The sequence below is a fragment of the Collinsella aerofaciens ATCC 25986 genome (assembly GCF_964259375.1).
Lineage (GTDB): Bacteria > Actinomycetota > Coriobacteriia > Coriobacteriales > Coriobacteriaceae > Collinsella > Collinsella aerofaciens_BO.
On the sequence record NZ_CAXVJM010000004.1, the window covers coordinates 107447 to 122856 of the forward strand.

14 protein-coding genes and 1 riboswitch are annotated in these 15410 nt (G+C 59.6%); of the genes, 9 read left to right on the forward strand and 5 right to left on the reverse strand.

Annotation, left to right across the window (positions count from 1 at the left end; translation table 11 throughout):
- Positions 1-62: 62 nt before the first annotated feature.
- A riboswitch (Lysine riboswitch) is annotated at positions 63-231 on the reverse strand.
- 145 nt (positions 232-376) lie between these two features.
- The 7 genes from ACEXKH_RS02925 to ACEXKH_RS02955 all read left to right on the forward strand — a co-directional run bounded on the left by ACEXKH_RS02925 (position 377) and on the right by ACEXKH_RS02955 (position 7238).
- The gene (locus ACEXKH_RS02925; protein WP_373573015.1) at positions 377-1564 is read left to right on the forward strand and encodes an N-acetyldiaminopimelate deacetylase; all 1188 of its coding nucleotides are present in this window, start codon (positions 377-379) and stop codon (positions 1562-1564) included.
- Positions 1565-1730: 166 nt separating this feature from the next.
- The gene (locus ACEXKH_RS02930; protein ID WP_373573016.1) at positions 1731-1997 is read left to right on the forward strand and encodes a hypothetical protein; all 267 of its coding nucleotides are present in this window, start codon (positions 1731-1733) and stop codon (positions 1995-1997) included.
- A gap of 317 nt (positions 1998-2314) precedes the next feature.
- Positions 2315-3238 (forward strand): GIY-YIG nuclease family protein, encoded by a 924-nt coding sequence (locus ACEXKH_RS02935; RefSeq protein WP_373573017.1) that lies wholly within the window; start codon positions 2315-2317, stop codon positions 3236-3238.
- 9 nt (positions 3239-3247) lie between these two features.
- Positions 3248-4351 carry an ADP-ribosylglycohydrolase family protein gene (locus tag ACEXKH_RS02940; protein ID WP_373573018.1) on the forward strand — a complete coding sequence of 368 codons (1104 nt, stop codon included), beginning with the start codon at positions 3248-3250 and terminating at the stop codon, positions 4349-4351.
- 419 nt (positions 4352-4770) lie between these two features.
- Positions 4771-5313 (forward strand): DUF4352 domain-containing protein, encoded by a 543-nt coding sequence (locus ACEXKH_RS02945; RefSeq protein ID WP_373573019.1) that lies wholly within the window; start codon positions 4771-4773, stop codon positions 5311-5313.
- 39 nt (positions 5314-5352) lie between these two features.
- The gene (locus ACEXKH_RS02950) at positions 5353-5775 is read left to right on the forward strand and encodes an XRE family transcriptional regulator (RefSeq protein ID WP_373573020.1); all 423 of its coding nucleotides are present in this window, start codon (positions 5353-5355) and stop codon (positions 5773-5775) included.
- A gap of 95 nt (positions 5776-5870) precedes the next feature.
- Complete coding sequence (locus ACEXKH_RS02955; RefSeq protein WP_373573021.1) at positions 5871-7238, forward strand: serine/threonine protein kinase; 1368 nt, start codon at positions 5871-5873, stop codon at positions 7236-7238.
- A 54-nt stretch (positions 7239-7292) separates the two neighbouring features.
- On the opposite strand, the gene ACEXKH_RS02960 is transcribed toward ACEXKH_RS02955, so the two are convergent.
- Both ACEXKH_RS02960 and ACEXKH_RS02965 read right to left on the reverse strand, forming a co-directional pair.
- On the reverse strand, positions 7293-8426 hold the full coding sequence (locus ACEXKH_RS02960) for a coiled-coil domain-containing protein (RefSeq protein WP_373573022.1): 1134 nt from the start codon (positions 8424-8426) through the stop codon (positions 7293-7295).
- Positions 8427-8660: 234 nt separating this feature from the next.
- Positions 8661-9293, reverse strand: coding sequence for an MOSC domain-containing protein (locus tag ACEXKH_RS02965; protein ID WP_373573023.1), 633 nt, complete (start codon positions 9291-9293; stop codon positions 8661-8663).
- A gap of 222 nt (positions 9294-9515) precedes the next feature.
- Between ACEXKH_RS02965 and ACEXKH_RS02970 the strand changes: the two genes are divergently transcribed.
- A complete protein-coding gene (locus ACEXKH_RS02970; protein ID WP_373573024.1) occupies positions 9516-10772 on the forward strand; it encodes a carboxylate--amine ligase in 1257 nt (418 codons plus the stop codon).
- Between the two features lie 85 nt (positions 10773-10857).
- Positions 10858-11604 (forward strand): aspartate/glutamate racemase family protein, encoded by a 747-nt coding sequence (locus tag ACEXKH_RS02975; RefSeq protein WP_373573025.1) that lies wholly within the window; start codon positions 10858-10860, stop codon positions 11602-11604.
- Positions 11605-11740: 136 nt separating this feature from the next.
- Here ACEXKH_RS02975 and ACEXKH_RS02980 read toward each other — a convergent pair whose 3' ends face one another.
- The 3 genes from ACEXKH_RS02980 to ACEXKH_RS02990 all read right to left on the reverse strand — a co-directional run bounded on the left by ACEXKH_RS02980 (position 11741) and on the right by ACEXKH_RS02990 (position 15027).
- Positions 11741-12487, reverse strand: a complete 747-nt coding sequence (locus ACEXKH_RS02980) for an energy-coupling factor transporter transmembrane component T family protein (RefSeq protein WP_373573026.1) — start codon at positions 12485-12487, stop codon at positions 11741-11743.
- A complete protein-coding gene (locus ACEXKH_RS02985; protein ID WP_373573027.1) occupies positions 12480-14231 on the reverse strand; it encodes an ABC transporter ATP-binding protein in 1752 nt (583 codons plus the stop codon). The genes ACEXKH_RS02980 and ACEXKH_RS02985 overlap by 8 nt, the downstream gene beginning before the upstream one ends.
- Before the next feature lie 223 nt (positions 14232-14454).
- Entirely contained in the window at positions 14455-15027 is a 573-nt protein-coding gene (locus ACEXKH_RS02990; RefSeq protein WP_373573028.1) for a hypothetical protein, read from the reverse strand.
- Positions 15028-15410 lie beyond the last annotated feature (383 nt).

Here is a 15410-nt window from a genome sequence, read left to right on the forward strand (position 1 = left end):
CCATAAACCTCGCTATCCAGACGGCGCCATCTGCGCATCGAATCCGCATAGCGTGGACCCAATGTCCGGATAGCGCTCCCGCATTGCTGCAGACAGTCCTGCGGGTGTTTCCCGCAGGCCCACCAGGTCGTTCGCGCCCGAAAGGCCCAGTTCGGCGGGTTTCGCCTCCCCACGGGGTCAAAGCCTGCCGGCTCGCCCGCGGCTCTTCGTGCCCGCGCCTCTATCAAGTGGTAAAGACCCTATCACGTTGCACTTTACCAAACAAGAGTATTCGTATATAACGTTTAAAAAATGCAGGGATATGCTGGAAATAAGGGTGTAGCAATCTTGCGGCACAATAGATGGCAATCGACGCGCACCCATGAAAGGAACCTTTATGACCGAGCTCCAAGAACTCCGTCGCTATCGGCGCGACTTGCACAGGATCCCGGAGCTCGACTTCGACCTTCCGCAGACTATTGCCTATATCGAGGGTGTGTTGGCGCCGCTCGCCTGCGAGGTAGTTCATCCGTGCCCCAGCTGCGTCTGCGCCTTCTTTGACGCTGGTGTTGGTGCCGCGCATGCCACGGCGATTCGCGCCGACATGGATGCCCTGCCCATTACGGAGGTGACGGGCGCGCGGTTCGCGTCGACGCATCCTGGCAAGATGCATGCGTGCGGACACGATGGACACATGGCCATGGCGCTTGCCGCGGCAACCTATGTCGACCGCATGCTTCGCGAGCGCCCGGGGCAGCTTAAGCGCAACGTGCTCTTTGTGTTCCAGCCCGCCGAGGAGACGACCGGCGGCGCCAAGACGGTGTGCGAGAGCGGTGTGTTCGAACGCTACGGCGCCGACCGTATCTTCGGCTTTCACGTCTGGCCCGACCTGCCCGCTGGGACGCTGGCGAGCTGCGCCGGTCCGTTGCTGGCACGTTCGAGCGAGACGCACATTCACATTCACGGTCAGAGCATCCACATCGCCAAGACCTACGGCGTGCCGGTCGAGGAATCACACGATGCTGCCTTGGCGGCGGCGAAGTTTCTGGTTGCCGAGCGTGAGCTTATGGACGAGCTGGGGGCAGAGGAGCCCTGCATCGGTAAGTTCGGCTTGCTGCAGGCCGGTACCGTCTGCAATGCCGTGGCGGGGGAGGCCCATGTGGCCGGTAGCCTGCGTGTGTTTACGGACGATATGTTCGACCGTGCGCGAGAGGGCGTGCGTCGCGTGCTCGACGAGGCATGCGCTGCAACGGGCTGCACGTACGATCTCGACTTTGCCGAGGGGTATCCGCCGGTCGATAACGACCCCGAGCTGTTTGCCAGTGTCGCGCCGGCTTTGCCCGAGTTGCAGGTTGTTGAAGAGCCGCTGTTAATTGCCGAGGACTTCGCCTTCTATCAGCGCCATCTGCCGGGCGTGTTCTTCCTGCTGGGTACGGGCATGCCGGAGGGCCTGGACAACCTGGTCGATTCGGATGGCTGTCCCGCCTATGCCACAAGCGCTTTGCATACCGATACCATGCTCTTTGACGAGGAAATCCTGCTCAAAGGCCTCGATGTCTACAAACGATTGCTTTCGCTTGGCTAATTGTCGAAGGCTGCCTACACTAGAAAACACGAACAGAACTCGACAAGATCGTTCCTGTCCAGCAGGTCATTGCTTTGTAGCGTTTAAAGATGTTGAGGTTGGAGTGACGATGGCACGATGCCGACAATCTGCCGTGTATAGTCCTGGTGGGTGCGGGTGCGGCTTGTTGCTGCTTCCGGTTATTGCCGTGGGCATTGGTGTGATGTTTGTGCTTGCCGGGTTGGCCGCGGCGGCGCTCGTGCTGCTGATTGCTGATATTGGCGTGACGGTCTGGCTATACCGTTCTCGCGAACAGCGCCGTGCCAACGGCAAGACCAATGTGGGGTGGACCATCTTTTTGGTTATCGCCTATCTGCTGAGTATCAGTTACCTTGTGTTCTTTATCCTGCTGCTCATCAGCACCTTTACCGGAGAGCCCGTTACGGTGGGATAGGCCTCGATTGACCTCTTGAGGATGAAACGAAAAGGGATCGGATAGGGCTTGTTGTTCAAGACGGAGCGTGATGCGTGGGCGGCAAGAGGATCACGATTCCCGTCGGCAAGCAGGGTAGACTGTCTTCTGCAAGGTGATGAGCGCAGGAGACGCCATCTAAGAGTTTGCACGGGCACGGGGCTTATCGACTTCGCATCCTTTTTCTTCGCCATAAGAAACGGCAGCAACAGGTGGTTAGCCAAGCGCTAATAATCGCCTGGAAAGTGAGTGATATGATTCGGCCTATAGGTTTATCGAATCGAAAAGGCGAAATGAGCATGGGAAATGCTGTGATTACGCTCGGGGACTTGATGCCGGTGGCGCACCCTGAGAAAACCAAGGTTAAGTTCAACATGAACGCGGGTGACGTGAACCTGCGCGCGTACGATCTGCTGCTGATGGACACCTCAACACCTGAGAGGACCGATAGCGGCTCGCGATGGTACGAGATGAACGCATGGAGGAGCGCGACAGGGCAGGCGAACAACAATCTCAACCATGCGGAGTACCTGCTCTCGTTCGCCCAGTACTACACCTATGGGCCCGAGTACTTCATCTTCGGCGGTATGCACAGAGTGGAGAAGACAGTGCCCGAGGTGCTGGGCGGTGTGGGCTACAAGCTGACGCTTCTTCCCGACTACGAGGCCTACATCAAACGCCTCATCATCAAGCTAAAGAAGCCTATCGGGCGCGACATCTACAACAAGTTCTACGAGAACACTATGCACGACTTCGAGCCCGTGGTGTACGAGTACTCGATGAGTCTGGGCAACGTGGCCCCCTTCCCCGGCTACAAGTACGTATGTATCGACCACAAGACCCTACAGGCCGTCATCGCCAGCGTGGGCTCCGACTGGTACTGGGCGCTGGACAACGTGAAGGGCGTCTACTGCATCACCGACACCGCGACAGGGCGGCTCTACGTGGGCTCGGCCTCGGGCGACAGTAAGAAGGATGCGGGTGCGGACTTGGGCATCTGGCAGCGCTGGAGCGCCTATGCCAACCCTGCGGACCCGACGGGCGGCAATAAGGAGTTCAAAGCCATCGTGGCCGAGCGCGGGGCTGGATACATCATCGAGAACTTCACCTACTCCATCCTTGAGGTGTGCGACACCAAAATGACCACCGCCGAGGTGTGCGAGCGCGAGAGTCACTGGAAGAACGTGCTGGGCTCGCGCAAGTTTGGCATGAACAAGAACTAGGTGCGCACCATGGGCTTGTTACGGACGGTGAGAGACTGTGTGTACGGCATGGCTGTGGGCGATGCGCTCGGCGTGCCTTACGAGTTCAGGTCGCGCGGCAGCTTCACCTGCACCGATATGGTGGGCAACGGCACGCACAACCAGCCCGCGGGCACATGGAGCGACGACACGTCCATGGCGCTCGCGCTCTGCGATAGCTACCGCGAGCTGGACGAAATCAATTGCGACGACATCCTCGCCAAGTTCCGCAAATGGATAAACGAGGGCGCATACACCGCCGGCGGAAACGTCTTCGACTACGGCAACGCCACCAAGCGGGCGCTCGATACGGGCCGCGGGCTCACGAGCGAATACAGCAAGGGCAACGGCTCGCTCATGCGCTGCCTTCCCATGGTGTTCACTGAGTGCTCCGACTACGACATAAGGGAGGTCAGCGCGATCACCCATGCCACCGACGACTGCTGTCAGGCCTGCGTGGACGTGATCGTCTATGCCCGTGAGATACTCTACAGTGGGCACTCCGGCCGCGTGAGCGAGGATGAAGCCGGTGCCAGTGGTGGTTACGTGTGGGATACCTACAACGCCGCCATCTGGTGCCTGGAACATACCGACAGCTACCGCGACTGTGTGCTAGCCGCCGTGAACCTGGGCGACGATACCGACACCACGGCCTGCGTGGCAGGCGGGTTGGCTGGCATCCTGTACGGATACGAGGGAATCCCGACCGAGTGGATAGGGGCCCTGCGCGGCAAGGACGTAATTGAGGCCTGTTTGTTCGGCGGGGTTTACGGGGGCGACCTGCTCAGGTTCGTTAAGCGCTTCGAGGACTCTCTGGACAACCCAACCCGTGACTTCGACGGACTGGCCCATGACATGTTCGGCCTGGGTTGGCACATGGACTGCGGCGAGGCCTTTGCTGAGGCGTATCCGCGCTCCGGCACGGCTGAAGGCCTGAGAGAGGACATAGACTCCATTAGCGACGCGGGGCTTCTGGGCAGCGGCGTCTTCTCTCGGTGGCGTTACATCACTCACTGGAAGTGCGGCGGCGCGCCCGACGAGGACGACCTGGATTGGTTCAGGTTGGCGCTCGGGAGGCTACGCGAGCTGGCATAGCGGCGCTGGGAATACGAGTTGCCCCGCGCCATGCAGACAGACATGCGCTGTGCGGGGGATCTAGATAATCATGTGTGCACGTGGGGGCCGCGTCTTTAGGCGCGGCCGGCAATCCAAGAGTTATACCCTAAGAGCAAACCATCCACTAGGGGTGGTTTTGATGTCTCTGACACCGACGAAAAGTCGCTCTCTATACTGGCTTGCCGAATTCGAGAACGGTTCGTGCCAGATTCGTGCTAGCCGCCTTGGCATCAGAGCTGCAGCCTCAATCGTCGCTCCATCTGAACAAGCATCTTCTCAATCCGGTACCAATCTAGCCAACAAATCCCTATTAGCTCCCAGCTAATGAATTTGAGCTCGATGCCTCCTACGATGTGCTGTGTGCCGGCGCGGTAGCCGGATCATAGGAAGGATGCATGATGAATAAGCTCGAAAACGAAGTGCTGCTGAGCCGTCGCGCTGCACTTGGCGCATTCGCCACTGTTGCCTTGGGGACTGTTAGTCTTCTTGCCGGTTGCGGTAGCGATAAGGCGACCGTCACCGAGGATGCCGGCGATGGCGACAAGAAGGAAGAGGCGAAGAAGGAAGAGCAGTCTACGACTGACCTGGCTGTTGGCACGACGGTGACCACGGCTGCCGGTCTTTCCGTCGTTGTCGATTCCGTCCAGCCCGGTCTCACAAATTTTGACGGTTCGACCATGACGGGCATTCACGTCACGTACGTCAACAATGGTGATGAGGGTGCAGATTACAATATCTACGACTGGAAGGGCGAGGACGCCAACGGTGCTCAGCAGAACCAGGGTTATTACAGCGAGGGCTCCGATGAGCTGCAGTCTGGCACCCTTGCCGCCGGTGGCTCCGTGGCGGGCAATATCTACTTTGATGGTGACATCAAGAAGGCTCTCTATTTTGCCAACGTGTTTGATAAGTCTGCTGCTGCAAGCTGGGTGCTGGCCTAACATGTCGCTACCGTTGCGCCGTATGGGAGGTGAGGTCGTATGCCCGATAAAAAGCTGACGGACGAGTTGCTCAATGAGCTCCTCGACGCGCCAAACATCGATGGATATATCAAAGAACACGACTTTGCCGCCCCGTCGCTTTCGGACTACCTTAAGCAGCTGCTGCAGGAAAAGGGCTTAGAGCGCTCGCGCGTGGTGCGGATGGCCGACCTCAATGAGACCTTTGGTTATCAGATTTTTACCGGTGCACGCCACCCAAGCCGTAATAAGGTGCTGCAGATTGCCTTTGCGATGGCGTTGACGCTCAAGGAGACCAACCGCGCTCTGACGGCGGCGGGCGCCAGCGTCCTCAACTGCAAGGACCGCCGCGATGCGATTATCATTTTTTGCGTTGATCGCGGCTGTAGCCTGCAAAAGGTCAACGAGGAGCTGTACCGCTTTGGCGAGGAGACCGTGAGCTAGCGGCAAGTCGGCGGCGGAAGAGCCATTCGCAATAATTAGAACGTGCAGGGCATGGGCGTCATGGGGCGTCCGTGCCCTGCGCTATTATGGACGCTATGGATACTCAGAGCCCAACATATTCCGATGATGAGCTGAGCGCGGTGCTCGCCGGACACCTGGCGTCGCTCGAGCGCGATGACAGTTACCGCGTAGATCGTGTGCTCAAGCGTTCGGATGTCGAGACGACCGAGCTCGTGTACTTTGAGGGCTCTGGCGGAGGGTCTCTTGGCCCCTTTGTTCGCAAGCGCATCGACGCATCGGCCCAGATCGGCGGGGCGTATGAGCGCCTGTTTGCGGCTCAGCGCGCCGGGCGACGTTATGAGCACTTGCCCCGGATTGTCGATTGCCGCCGCGTGGGCGACGAGCTTTGCGTGGTGATGGAATATATCGAAGGCGAGACGCTCGAGGCCCTGGTGGGGCGTTTGGGCGCGACACCCGATTATGCCTGCGAGCTGTTTGGTGCCCTGTGCGATGCAGCCGCTGAGCTCCATGCCGGCTTTGCGGCGGCGGGGGAGGCTCCGATGCCGGTGATCCATCGCGATCTGAAACCCTCGAACATCATCGTTTCGGGTGTCAGATATTCGGCAGATGCCGGCATGACCTTTTCATCGCTGGTCATTATCGATTTGGGGATTGCGCGGGTTTGGCGTGACGGCGCCGATGCCGACACAGTTAAGTTTGGAACGCGACCCTATGCGCCGCCCGAGCAATACGGGTTTGGACAGACGAGCGTTCGCAGCGATGTCTATGCGCTCGGTGCCTTATTGTTCTTCTGTTTGACAGGAAAGGACCCCAGGCCGGGGCAGGGCGTGCGCGAGCAATGCGAGGCATGCTGCGTCCCCGACCCATTGGCCGATGTCATTTGCATGGCGATGGCGCTCGATCCGGCCAAGCGCTTTGCGAGCGCGAAGGCGCTCGGGCATGCTGCGCACGCGGCATACGAGCTGTGTCTACCGGGCTCCGGCTCGACTGGTTCGACGGAGCCTTCAAGGGCGCAGGTTGCTCCGCAAACGGCGTCATCTTCCGTGCGGCAGCTCCAAGATGCTTCGCCGGCGGTTCCTTGCCGCAAGAGCCTGCTTTCGCGGATCCCGGAGCCCGTCGGGCGCATCTGGAATGGCTTTGTCTACGCAGCAACCTTGTTGCTGCTGGTCGGAAGCCATTTTGCCGTATTCCAACCCACGGGAGCCAACCGTAGCTATCCAACGTGGTTTTTGGCCCTTGAGTATTTTCTTATGGTCGACGGCATGGTGGTGCTCATTGCGTTTGGCATGGTCGACCGCCGCAGGCTTCGACGTCGCTTTCCCGTGCTCGATCGCTATCGGGGCCGTGAGTTTGTCACGTTGTGGCTCAAAGCGTTGGGGATTATGTGCGCCATCATGATTGCGGTCATTGCTATCGGCAATGCAACCGGCATAGTCGCCTAATGTGCTGTAGCGCTAAAGAAAAAGGGTCCCGATGGGGGCCCTTTAGCGTTGACCTTAGATGCGGTTCATCTGGGCTGCAACCTTGTTGTACCAGTCCTGCCACGTAGGCGGGCAGTACTTTTTGGCGGCCGCCGGGGTAAGCGTGGAGCCGTATGTGCGGCCAAGATAGGAAACATGGGCAGCAATGCCCTCGCTCCAGCTTCCAAAACTGCGCCAACCGCCGCCGACGGCGCTCCAGCCCCAGGCGTTGTAGGAGTTAGCGCAATAGAGGCCCTTGCTGCTCTCGATGCAAGCGATGGCGGGGGACCAGCGAGGGTCAACGCCGGTGTTCCAGGCTGCCACGGCAAAGTTATAGCCCTGGCCTGCCATGGGGGAGCCGGCGAGGTAGTTGTCGATGCGGCTTGTCCACTCGTTGATAAACGAGTCGTAATCGGAGTTGCCGGTATTGGCGTTGTTCACCGTGGTATCGATGGTGGTGTTGGCGTTATTGGCCTGGCTGTTGGAGTTGTTACCGCTCACGCCCTCGCCCGAGAGCTTCTCGGCGGCAGCGGCCTTGTCGGCCTCGAGCTTGGCCAGCTCGGCGGCATTCTCCTGCTCGGCCTTTGCCTGAGCTTCGCTGCGAAGCTGCTGGGCCTGTGCCAGTGCGTCCTCGGCGGTTTTCTGCTCGGCCTCGAGCTGGGACTTGGCCTGCTCAAGCTCGGCCTTGTTCTGCTCGAGCTCGGTCTGCATCTTGTTGAGCTCTTCGATCTCATCGACGCTCGAGGTCGTGATCTGGTTGGTGTACTTGCAGGTGGTGATGAACTCGCCCAGACTCTGCGCGTTGACCAAGAAGCTCACGATGGGGTTGGTGCCCTTCTGGTACTTATACAGATCGCGCATGGCGGCGCTTGCCTTGGCCTGCTGATCGGGAAGCTCGGCTTCGATCTGTTCGATGCTTGCCTCGTTGGTGTCGATTTGCTTCTGCAGATCCTCGAGCTTAGTGCGGGCATCGTTGTAGGCGCCCGTGGCGGCTTCGATCTTCTGCTGGGCGGCGGAAAGCTGATCCTGCGTTGCCTGCGAGGCGGCATATGCCGCGACGGGGGAGAGCATCGGCGTGGCCGTCAGTGCAACGGCGAGCGCGGCGCTCGTGATGATACGAGCCGGCTTCGACGCGATGAGCGCTGCGGTGCGATGGTTCGAATGCTGCATCCAGTCCCTCTGCAATCAATCGTAGGTTATGGTTCGAAAGGTATTCTACTACTGCTTTCGACCTCAACTTGAACCTTAAAGGTTCTAAAGGGTCAAGTTGAACTTGAGGCTTTGGCTTTGACCTGCAGTTATATTGAATTGTTGAGAAACCATAGAGTTCAACTTTAACGTTACGGGGACCTGTCCGTAGGGGATTTTGCTCATAAAAAAGTTGCTTCACGTGGGGTTTTGCAACTATAGAGTCCCTTCGCGGCGAGCCCGCTCAACCTCTTTAAGCGCTTCGACAGGGGTGAAGGAACAGGTGCCATCGCCGAGTTTGACTACCTGAATGTCGTCACCGGTATGGACCTCCCCGCCATGGAGGACTACGCCAAAGATGCCTTCGTGGGGAAAGATGCAATCACCGGCAAGATAGTAGATGGCGCAGCGGGTGTGGCAAACCTTGCCGATTTGGCTGATTTCGACGATTACCTCGCTGCCGAGCTTGAGCTGCGTTCCCAGGGGGAACGAGAGCAGGTTGATGCCCTGGGTGGTGAAGTTCTCCCCAAAATCACCTTCGCGCACGTCGAGGCCGCGATTCTGGGCGGTCCGGATGGACTCCGCGGCAAGAAATGAGACTTGGCGATGCCAATGCCCGGCATGGGCATCGGAGGCGAGGCCAAACTGTTCGATGACGCTATCGTGTCCGCCGGTGACGGGCGTTTTGCGCGTGCCTTTATGCGCCGATGTATTGATCGAGGTGATGCGGGCGGGCCCGTCATAGGCGTCGTTTGCGGTGCGCAGGGGAGCGGTCGCTTGTGCGCGCTCTGCCAACTCGCGTTTTGCTGCATCGAGGATGGGGTTGTCGGTTGAATGATCTTGGGGCACGCGTGCGCCTTTCGTCGAGAGTGACAATACGTTGAATCCTACAACAACGGTAGGTTCTTTGCCTGCTGTCGTACAGCAGTGCGCGCTGACTTTGTGCAGGGTCTATTGCGTCGTTTGGCATAGATACGGTGGAGCTTTAAGCGCCGGCGGTTTGGCACGCTAAAATAGACCAGTTGCATAAAGACCGCCCATCGTTTGGGCAGTTGATGATAGGAAGTTTCCATGGCATTGCAGTTTACAGAGCGTGAGTTTATCCCCGTGCTGCTCGGCGGCGACATTAACGCTTATTCGGTGGCACGCGCCTTTTACGAGGAATACCAGGTCAAGAGCCTGGTCTTTGGCAAGTACCAGACCGGCCCTGCATATCGTAGCCAGATTATCGACTACACGCCCAACGTGAATATCGACACCATGCCGGTCATGATCGAGACCGTCAACGGCATTGCACAGGCTAATCCCGATAAGAAGATCATTCTGATGGGCTGCGGTGACAACTATGTCGCGCTTGCCGCACAGGCTCAGGACGCCGGCAAGTTGGCCTCGAACATCATCGCGCCCTATGCGCCCTACAGCATGCTCGAGCAGTGCCAGAAGAAGGAGATCTTCTACGAGCTGTGCGAGAAGCACGGCGTGCCCTATCCGCACACGTTTACCTTTACCATGGCAATGCTCAACGCCCAGGGCGAGGCGCCGGCAGAGGTACTCGACCAGATCGACTTCCCCTTCCCGATGATTCTGAAGCCGTCCGACGGCATCATGTGGTGGGAGCACGAGTTTGAGGGCCAGAAGAAGGCCTACGAGATTGCCGATCGCGCCGAGCTTGAGCAAGTCATTCGTGATGTGTATACGAGCGGCTACACCGATGACCTGATCCTGCAGGATCGCGTGCCCGGCAATGATGAGTACATGCGCGTGCTTACCAGCTATTCCGACCGCAACGGCAAGGTGCGCATGATGTGCCTGGGCCACGTGCTGCTCGAGGAGCACCAGCCTCACGGCGTTGGCAACCACGCCTGCATCATCACCGAGCCCAATGACGAGCTCATGGGTGGCGTGCGCAAGCTGCTCGAGGACCTCAAGTTCACGGGCTTCTCCAACTTTGACGTCAAGTACGACGAGCGCGACGGTTCGTTTAAGTTCTTCGACTTCAACACCCGTCAGGGCCGCAGCAACTACTACGTCACCAACAGCGGCTTTAACGTTGCCAAGTACGTGGTGGACGAGTACGTGTACAACCGCCCGTTTGAGCCGGAGTTTGTGACGGCGCAGGACGAGGCACTGTGGATGGTCGTTCCCATGGGCGTGGTTGATACCTACGTTAAGGATCCCGGGCTGCGCGCAAAGGCGCATCGCTTGGTCAAGGAGGGCAAGGCCGCCGATCCTTCGTTTATGAAGGGCGATTTTGTCTTTAACCGCTGGCTGCGCATGTGGCACACCAAGCTGCGTCACTTTAAGCTCTTCAAGACGTATTACAAGTAGGTTGAACGTCGCGCCCGCCCGGTTTGTATCGGGCGGGCGCGGGTATGATACGCGCAATGGAGCGAGCGTCACCAAGGAGGCGGCGATGGAAAAACTGGGAGTTATCGGCGGCATGGGCGCCGAGGCCACGTCGTATTACTACGACCAGGTGGTGCGCCACACGGCGGCCGCCTGCGACCAGGAACATATCGACATGGTGGTGCTCTCTAAGTCGACCATGCCCGATCGCACGCTGGCCATTAAGACCGGCAATCATACCGAGTTGCTGGCGACCATGAAGGAATGTGCACAGGCGCTCGAGGGGCTGGGCTGTGCGCATATCGCGATTCCCTGCAACACATCGCACTACTTCTACGACCAGATTCAGTCGTTTACCACGGTGCCGATTATTCACATGCCGCGCGAGTCGGTGCGTTATGCCCTGGCGGGCGCGGTGATGGGGGAGTGCGCGTTCGATCCCAACCTGAGTATGCCGGCTGAGCCGGTGCGCAAAATCGGCATCATGGGTACTGACGGCACCGTGGGCGCCGGCGTCTACGGGCGCGAGTGCGAGGCGGCGGGTGTCGAAGTCGTCTATCCCAGCGAGAAGCGCCAGGCAGACGTGATGTCGCTTATTTACGATGACGTGAAAGCGGGACGCGAGCCCGATATGGATAAGTTCGACCGCGTGATGTGGGAGTTCGCCCGCAGCGGCTGCGACCGCGTCATTCTGGCTTGCACGGAGCTCTCGGTGCTGCAAAAGTATCGCGAGATGCCAGAGATTACCCTCGACGCCATGGACGTGCTAGTGCGCGAATCCATCATCCGCAGCGGTGCACCCTACCGCCTGTAACCCTCGACCTGTCAAAAAGGGACAGGTTTATTTTGGCAGGTTTTATCTGGGGAAATAATAAGGCCACGGCTCGTTTGGTGCGTGCCGCGGCCTTTTGCGTTTGTCGGTTGCCGTTGTCGGTTGCCGCAGGCGTGGCCTAGAACAGGAAGCCGAGGACGATGAGGGCGATGCTGACAATAAGTACGGCAACATCCAGGCCCTTGATGGGGTAGCGCTTGTACGAGCTCGCGCGCGTGCGCAGGTAGAAGCCACGCTGTTCGGCTGCCAAGGCAGTTGCATCGGTCTTGCCCACGCTCGAGATAAGGAGCGGTGCGCACAGCGGCAGCATGAGCTTGAGTTTCTTGATGGGGTTCTTGGTGTCGTACTCGACGCCGCGTGCGGTCTGCGCCTCCATGATGGCGTTCATCTCCTGGCCAAACACCGGCACAAAACGAAGCGCCGTGGTAAAGGTGAAGGCGTAACGGTAGGGCACGTGCAGCACCTCGACGCAGGCGTTAGCAAGGTCGTTGAGCTTGGTCACCATGAGCATCAGGATGAGCGGCAGCGCTACGCCCAGCAGGCGCAGGCATGCCTTTGTTCCGGTGATGAGGCCCCCGTCGGTGACAAAGCCCCACACCACGTTGCCATCGCGCATAAAGGCCAGCTGCAGCACCAGCATGATGAGCGCGAGCGGAATCAGCAGCTTAAGCAGCGAGAGCAGGCGGTCGACGACGCCGGCGTAGGCTCCCAGCGCGAGTGTGAGTGCCAGAAATCCCAACAGCGCCACATAGGTGTCAGACAAGAAGATGCCGATGATGATGGCGGCGGCGAGGCCCAGTTTGATGACGGGGTTCAGGCGATGCAGCAGCGTATCGCCCGGCATGTAATCGATGACGTTAACCACGGCGGACCATCTCCTCGGTAATGCGAACGATATCAGTGACCTCGCTCATCTGCGCAAAGGCGGGCGAGACGGTGGATTCCAGACGGCGCGAGAGCTCAATGACCTGGGGCGCCTCAACGTAGGCGCGCTGCATGAGCTCGATGTTCGAGAACAGCTCGTGCGTGCGGCCGCGGTCGAGGATGCGGCCGTTTGCCATCACCACGATGCGCTCTGCAAAGTCGGAAACGACTTCCATGTCGTGGCAGACCATGATGACGGCACAGCCGCGCTCGGCCATGGTGCGCACCGTTTCCATCACAGTCATGCACTCGCGGTAGTCCAGGCCGCTCGTGGGCTCGTCGAGCACCACGATCTTGGGCTCGACCACCACGACGGAGGCAAGTGCCACCATTTGGCGTTGACCGCGCGAAAGCGAGAACGGCGCCTCGTCGGCGGGCAGCCCAAAGCGATCGATGACAAGCTGGGCGCGACGTAGGGCCTCGGCTCGGTCGATGCCGGCAAGCTCCAAGCCAAAGGCGACCTCGTCAAGCACGGTATCCTTGCAGATTTGGCGGTCGGGATTCTGGAAAAGCGTTGCCACCTCGCGCGCGATGCGGCTCGTGGGAACCGAGGCCGTGTCCAGGCCCGTAACGCGCACGCTGCCCGATGCGGGCTTGAGCAGGCCCGTGAGCAGCTTGGTGAGCGTGGTCTTGCCGGCTCCGTTTTGGCCGACAATGCCAACGAGCTCGCCGGGGTAGAGCGTCAGGTTAAGGTCGTGGACGGCGGCGCCACCATGGGGATAGGAAAACTCGACATGATCAAACGTGAGCACGGGCTCGGCATCCTTGGCGTGCGGACGCAGCGCCGGCGCATGCGGGGAACCTGCGGGTGCCTGGGCATCGTTATGTGCGCGGACGGGGCCGGCGATTCCCGCGATCAATCGCTCGGCCTCTTCGACATTCAGGCAGGGGGTGCCGCTTGCCAGGCCATCGGCCTCAAGGCTGTTGAAGATGCGCGTGACGCGCGGGCAGTCGACGCCGATAGCGCGAAGCTCCTCGGTATGTGCGAAAACCTCGTGCGGCTCGCCCTGCAGCGCGATTTCGCCATGGTTGAGCACCAACACACGGTTGCAGTATTCAGACAGCAGCGCCACCTTTTGCTCAATGACGACGATGGTGATACCGAGCGTGCGATTTGCCTCGCGCAGGGTCTCGAAGACCAGGGTGGAGCTGGCGGGATCGAGTGCTGCGGTGGGCTCGTCGAGCACCAACACGCGTGGGCACATGGCGAGGATGGCGGCGATGGCAACCTTTTGCTTCTGTCCGCCCGAGAGGGTGGCGATCTCGCGGTCGCGCAGGTCGCTGATACCGACCGTTTCGAGCGTCTCGCTCACGCGCTGCTCGATCTGGTCGTGCGGCACGCCAAAGTTCTCGAGGCCAAAGAGCATTTCGTCCTCGACGACCGAAGCGACCATCTGCGTATCGATATCCTGTAGTACGCTGCCCACGATCTGCGAGATATCGGTGAGCGACACCTCGCAGGTGTCCTTGCCGGCTACCGTTATCGAGCCAAAGAAGGAACCGCGGTAGTGGTGCGGCACGGCTCCTGACAGGCAGGCCGCAAGCGTGGACTTGCCGGCGCCCGAGGGCCCGATGATGCCGATAAAGTCTCCTTCGCGCACTTCGAGCGCTATGTGGCTCAGGGCGCGTGAGGTCTGCTCGCCATAGGAGAACGAGACGTCGTCGACGTTGATGATCGTTTCCATGGATACCTTTCAGAGTCGTTGGGTAGTCGTCGGGGACGTTCTTTAACGACTAGTCGTTTAAGAACGTCCCCAAGAGCTAGTTGTTTGGGACAGTCTTTGCTGGTGGAGCGTGGAGACGGCTTTACGAGGCGCCCCAGGTTGGTGTGAAAGAGGAGCGAAGCGTACTTGGGTACGTGAGCGACGAATGAACGCCAAGATGGGGTGGCTCGTAAAGCCGAGCAGGTTAGTTGACCTTAAGGGCCTTCTGGATGGGTGCATAGAGGGCGCCGACCAGGATGGCGTTGAACACGGCGGTCATGGCGACGACGGGCAGCATTGCTGCGGCGAGCTCGCCCACCACGCCGAGCATGGCCATCTTGATAACCATGAAGATAACGCCCGAGACAAAGGTGGTCACGAACGTTGCGATGATGGCGACGGCAGGCTTAACCTGGCCGTCCTTGGCAGCAGCGTTGACAATGACGGCCATGAGCATGGCGGCGATGCCCTCGGCGGCAAAATCGACGAACGGCGAGGTGGTGGTGATTTGGATTACAGCCGCCGAGATGAGGCCGATGATGAGCGCCTGACCGATGTTGGGGCGCACGACCAGGATGGTGAGGCAGAAGGCCGAGATGATGAACTCGGGGCTGATCATGCCGCCCGAGATGCCGGAGATGGCCTTGCCGACGGTGAAGTTGAGGATGAAGCCGGCGGCGAGCAGGATGGCGAGCAGGACGAGGGCGCGGACATCGAGTTTGCCGCGGTCGGCGGTCTGGACGGTGCGGGGCTGGGCGGCGGTGGTGTTCTGAGACATGGTGAAAATCCTTTCGGAAGGGGAGTACAAGAGAAAAGCGGAGGCGCGTGATGCGAATGCGATCGGGCTCGAGATAGAAAAAGGCCCCCGGTCGAAACCGGAGGCCTTCCAATCACCTAGAGCGCAAAAACAGGCATGAGAGACTCACTGTCGACCGATCGTATTCGCATCACGCCACCACCAGTTGTTGAGAGACGTCATCGTGTCCTTCATATTGGTGACTCCTTTCGTGATGCCGTGGCGCGGTCGCACCTAGTTGCTGTTGCGCTGCACTATAGCACAGCAAAGTGTGTGCGGGGAAATCTTTTTTGAAAAGATTTCGGCGACGTTTCCCGCCGGTCGAATGGGCGGCTGCGCGGGCGGGCGACCTTGGCCATCCCACC

What these genes read in the sequence shown, in the direction of transcription:
- ACEXKH_RS02925 (WP_373573015.1), top strand. Translation starts at nt 377, where the DNA reads ATGACCGAGCTCCAAGAACTCCGTCGCTATCGGCGCGACTTGCACAGG.
- ACEXKH_RS02935 (WP_373573017.1), top strand. Translation starts at nt 2,315, where the DNA reads ATGGGAAATGCTGTGATTACGCTCGGGGACTTGATGCCGGTGGCGCAC.
- ACEXKH_RS02940 (WP_373573018.1), top strand. Translation starts at nt 3,248, where the DNA reads ATGGGCTTGTTACGGACGGTGAGAGACTGTGTGTACGGCATGGCTGTG.
- ACEXKH_RS02945 (WP_373573019.1), top strand. Translation starts at nt 4,771, where the DNA reads ATGAATAAGCTCGAAAACGAAGTGCTGCTGAGCCGTCGCGCTGCACTT.
- ACEXKH_RS02950 (WP_373573020.1), top strand. Translation starts at nt 5,353, where the DNA reads ATGCCCGATAAAAAGCTGACGGACGAGTTGCTCAATGAGCTCCTCGAC.
- ACEXKH_RS02955 (WP_373573021.1), top strand. Translation starts at nt 5,871, where the DNA reads ATGGATACTCAGAGCCCAACATATTCCGATGATGAGCTGAGCGCGGTG.
- ACEXKH_RS02960 (WP_373573022.1), bottom strand. Translation starts at nt 8,426, where the DNA reads ATGCAGCATTCGAACCATCGCACCGCAGCGCTCATCGCGTCGAAGCCG.
- ACEXKH_RS02970 (WP_373573024.1), top strand. Translation starts at nt 9,516, where the DNA reads ATGGCATTGCAGTTTACAGAGCGTGAGTTTATCCCCGTGCTGCTCGGC.
- ACEXKH_RS02975 (WP_373573025.1), top strand. Translation starts at nt 10,858, where the DNA reads ATGGAAAAACTGGGAGTTATCGGCGGCATGGGCGCCGAGGCCACGTCG.
- ACEXKH_RS02985 (WP_373573027.1), bottom strand. Translation starts at nt 14,231, where the DNA reads ATGGAAACGATCATCAACGTCGACGACGTCTCGTTCTCCTATGGCGAG.
- ACEXKH_RS02990 (WP_373573028.1), bottom strand. Translation starts at nt 15,027, where the DNA reads ATGTCTCAGAACACCACCGCCGCCCAGCCCCGCACCGTCCAGACCGCC.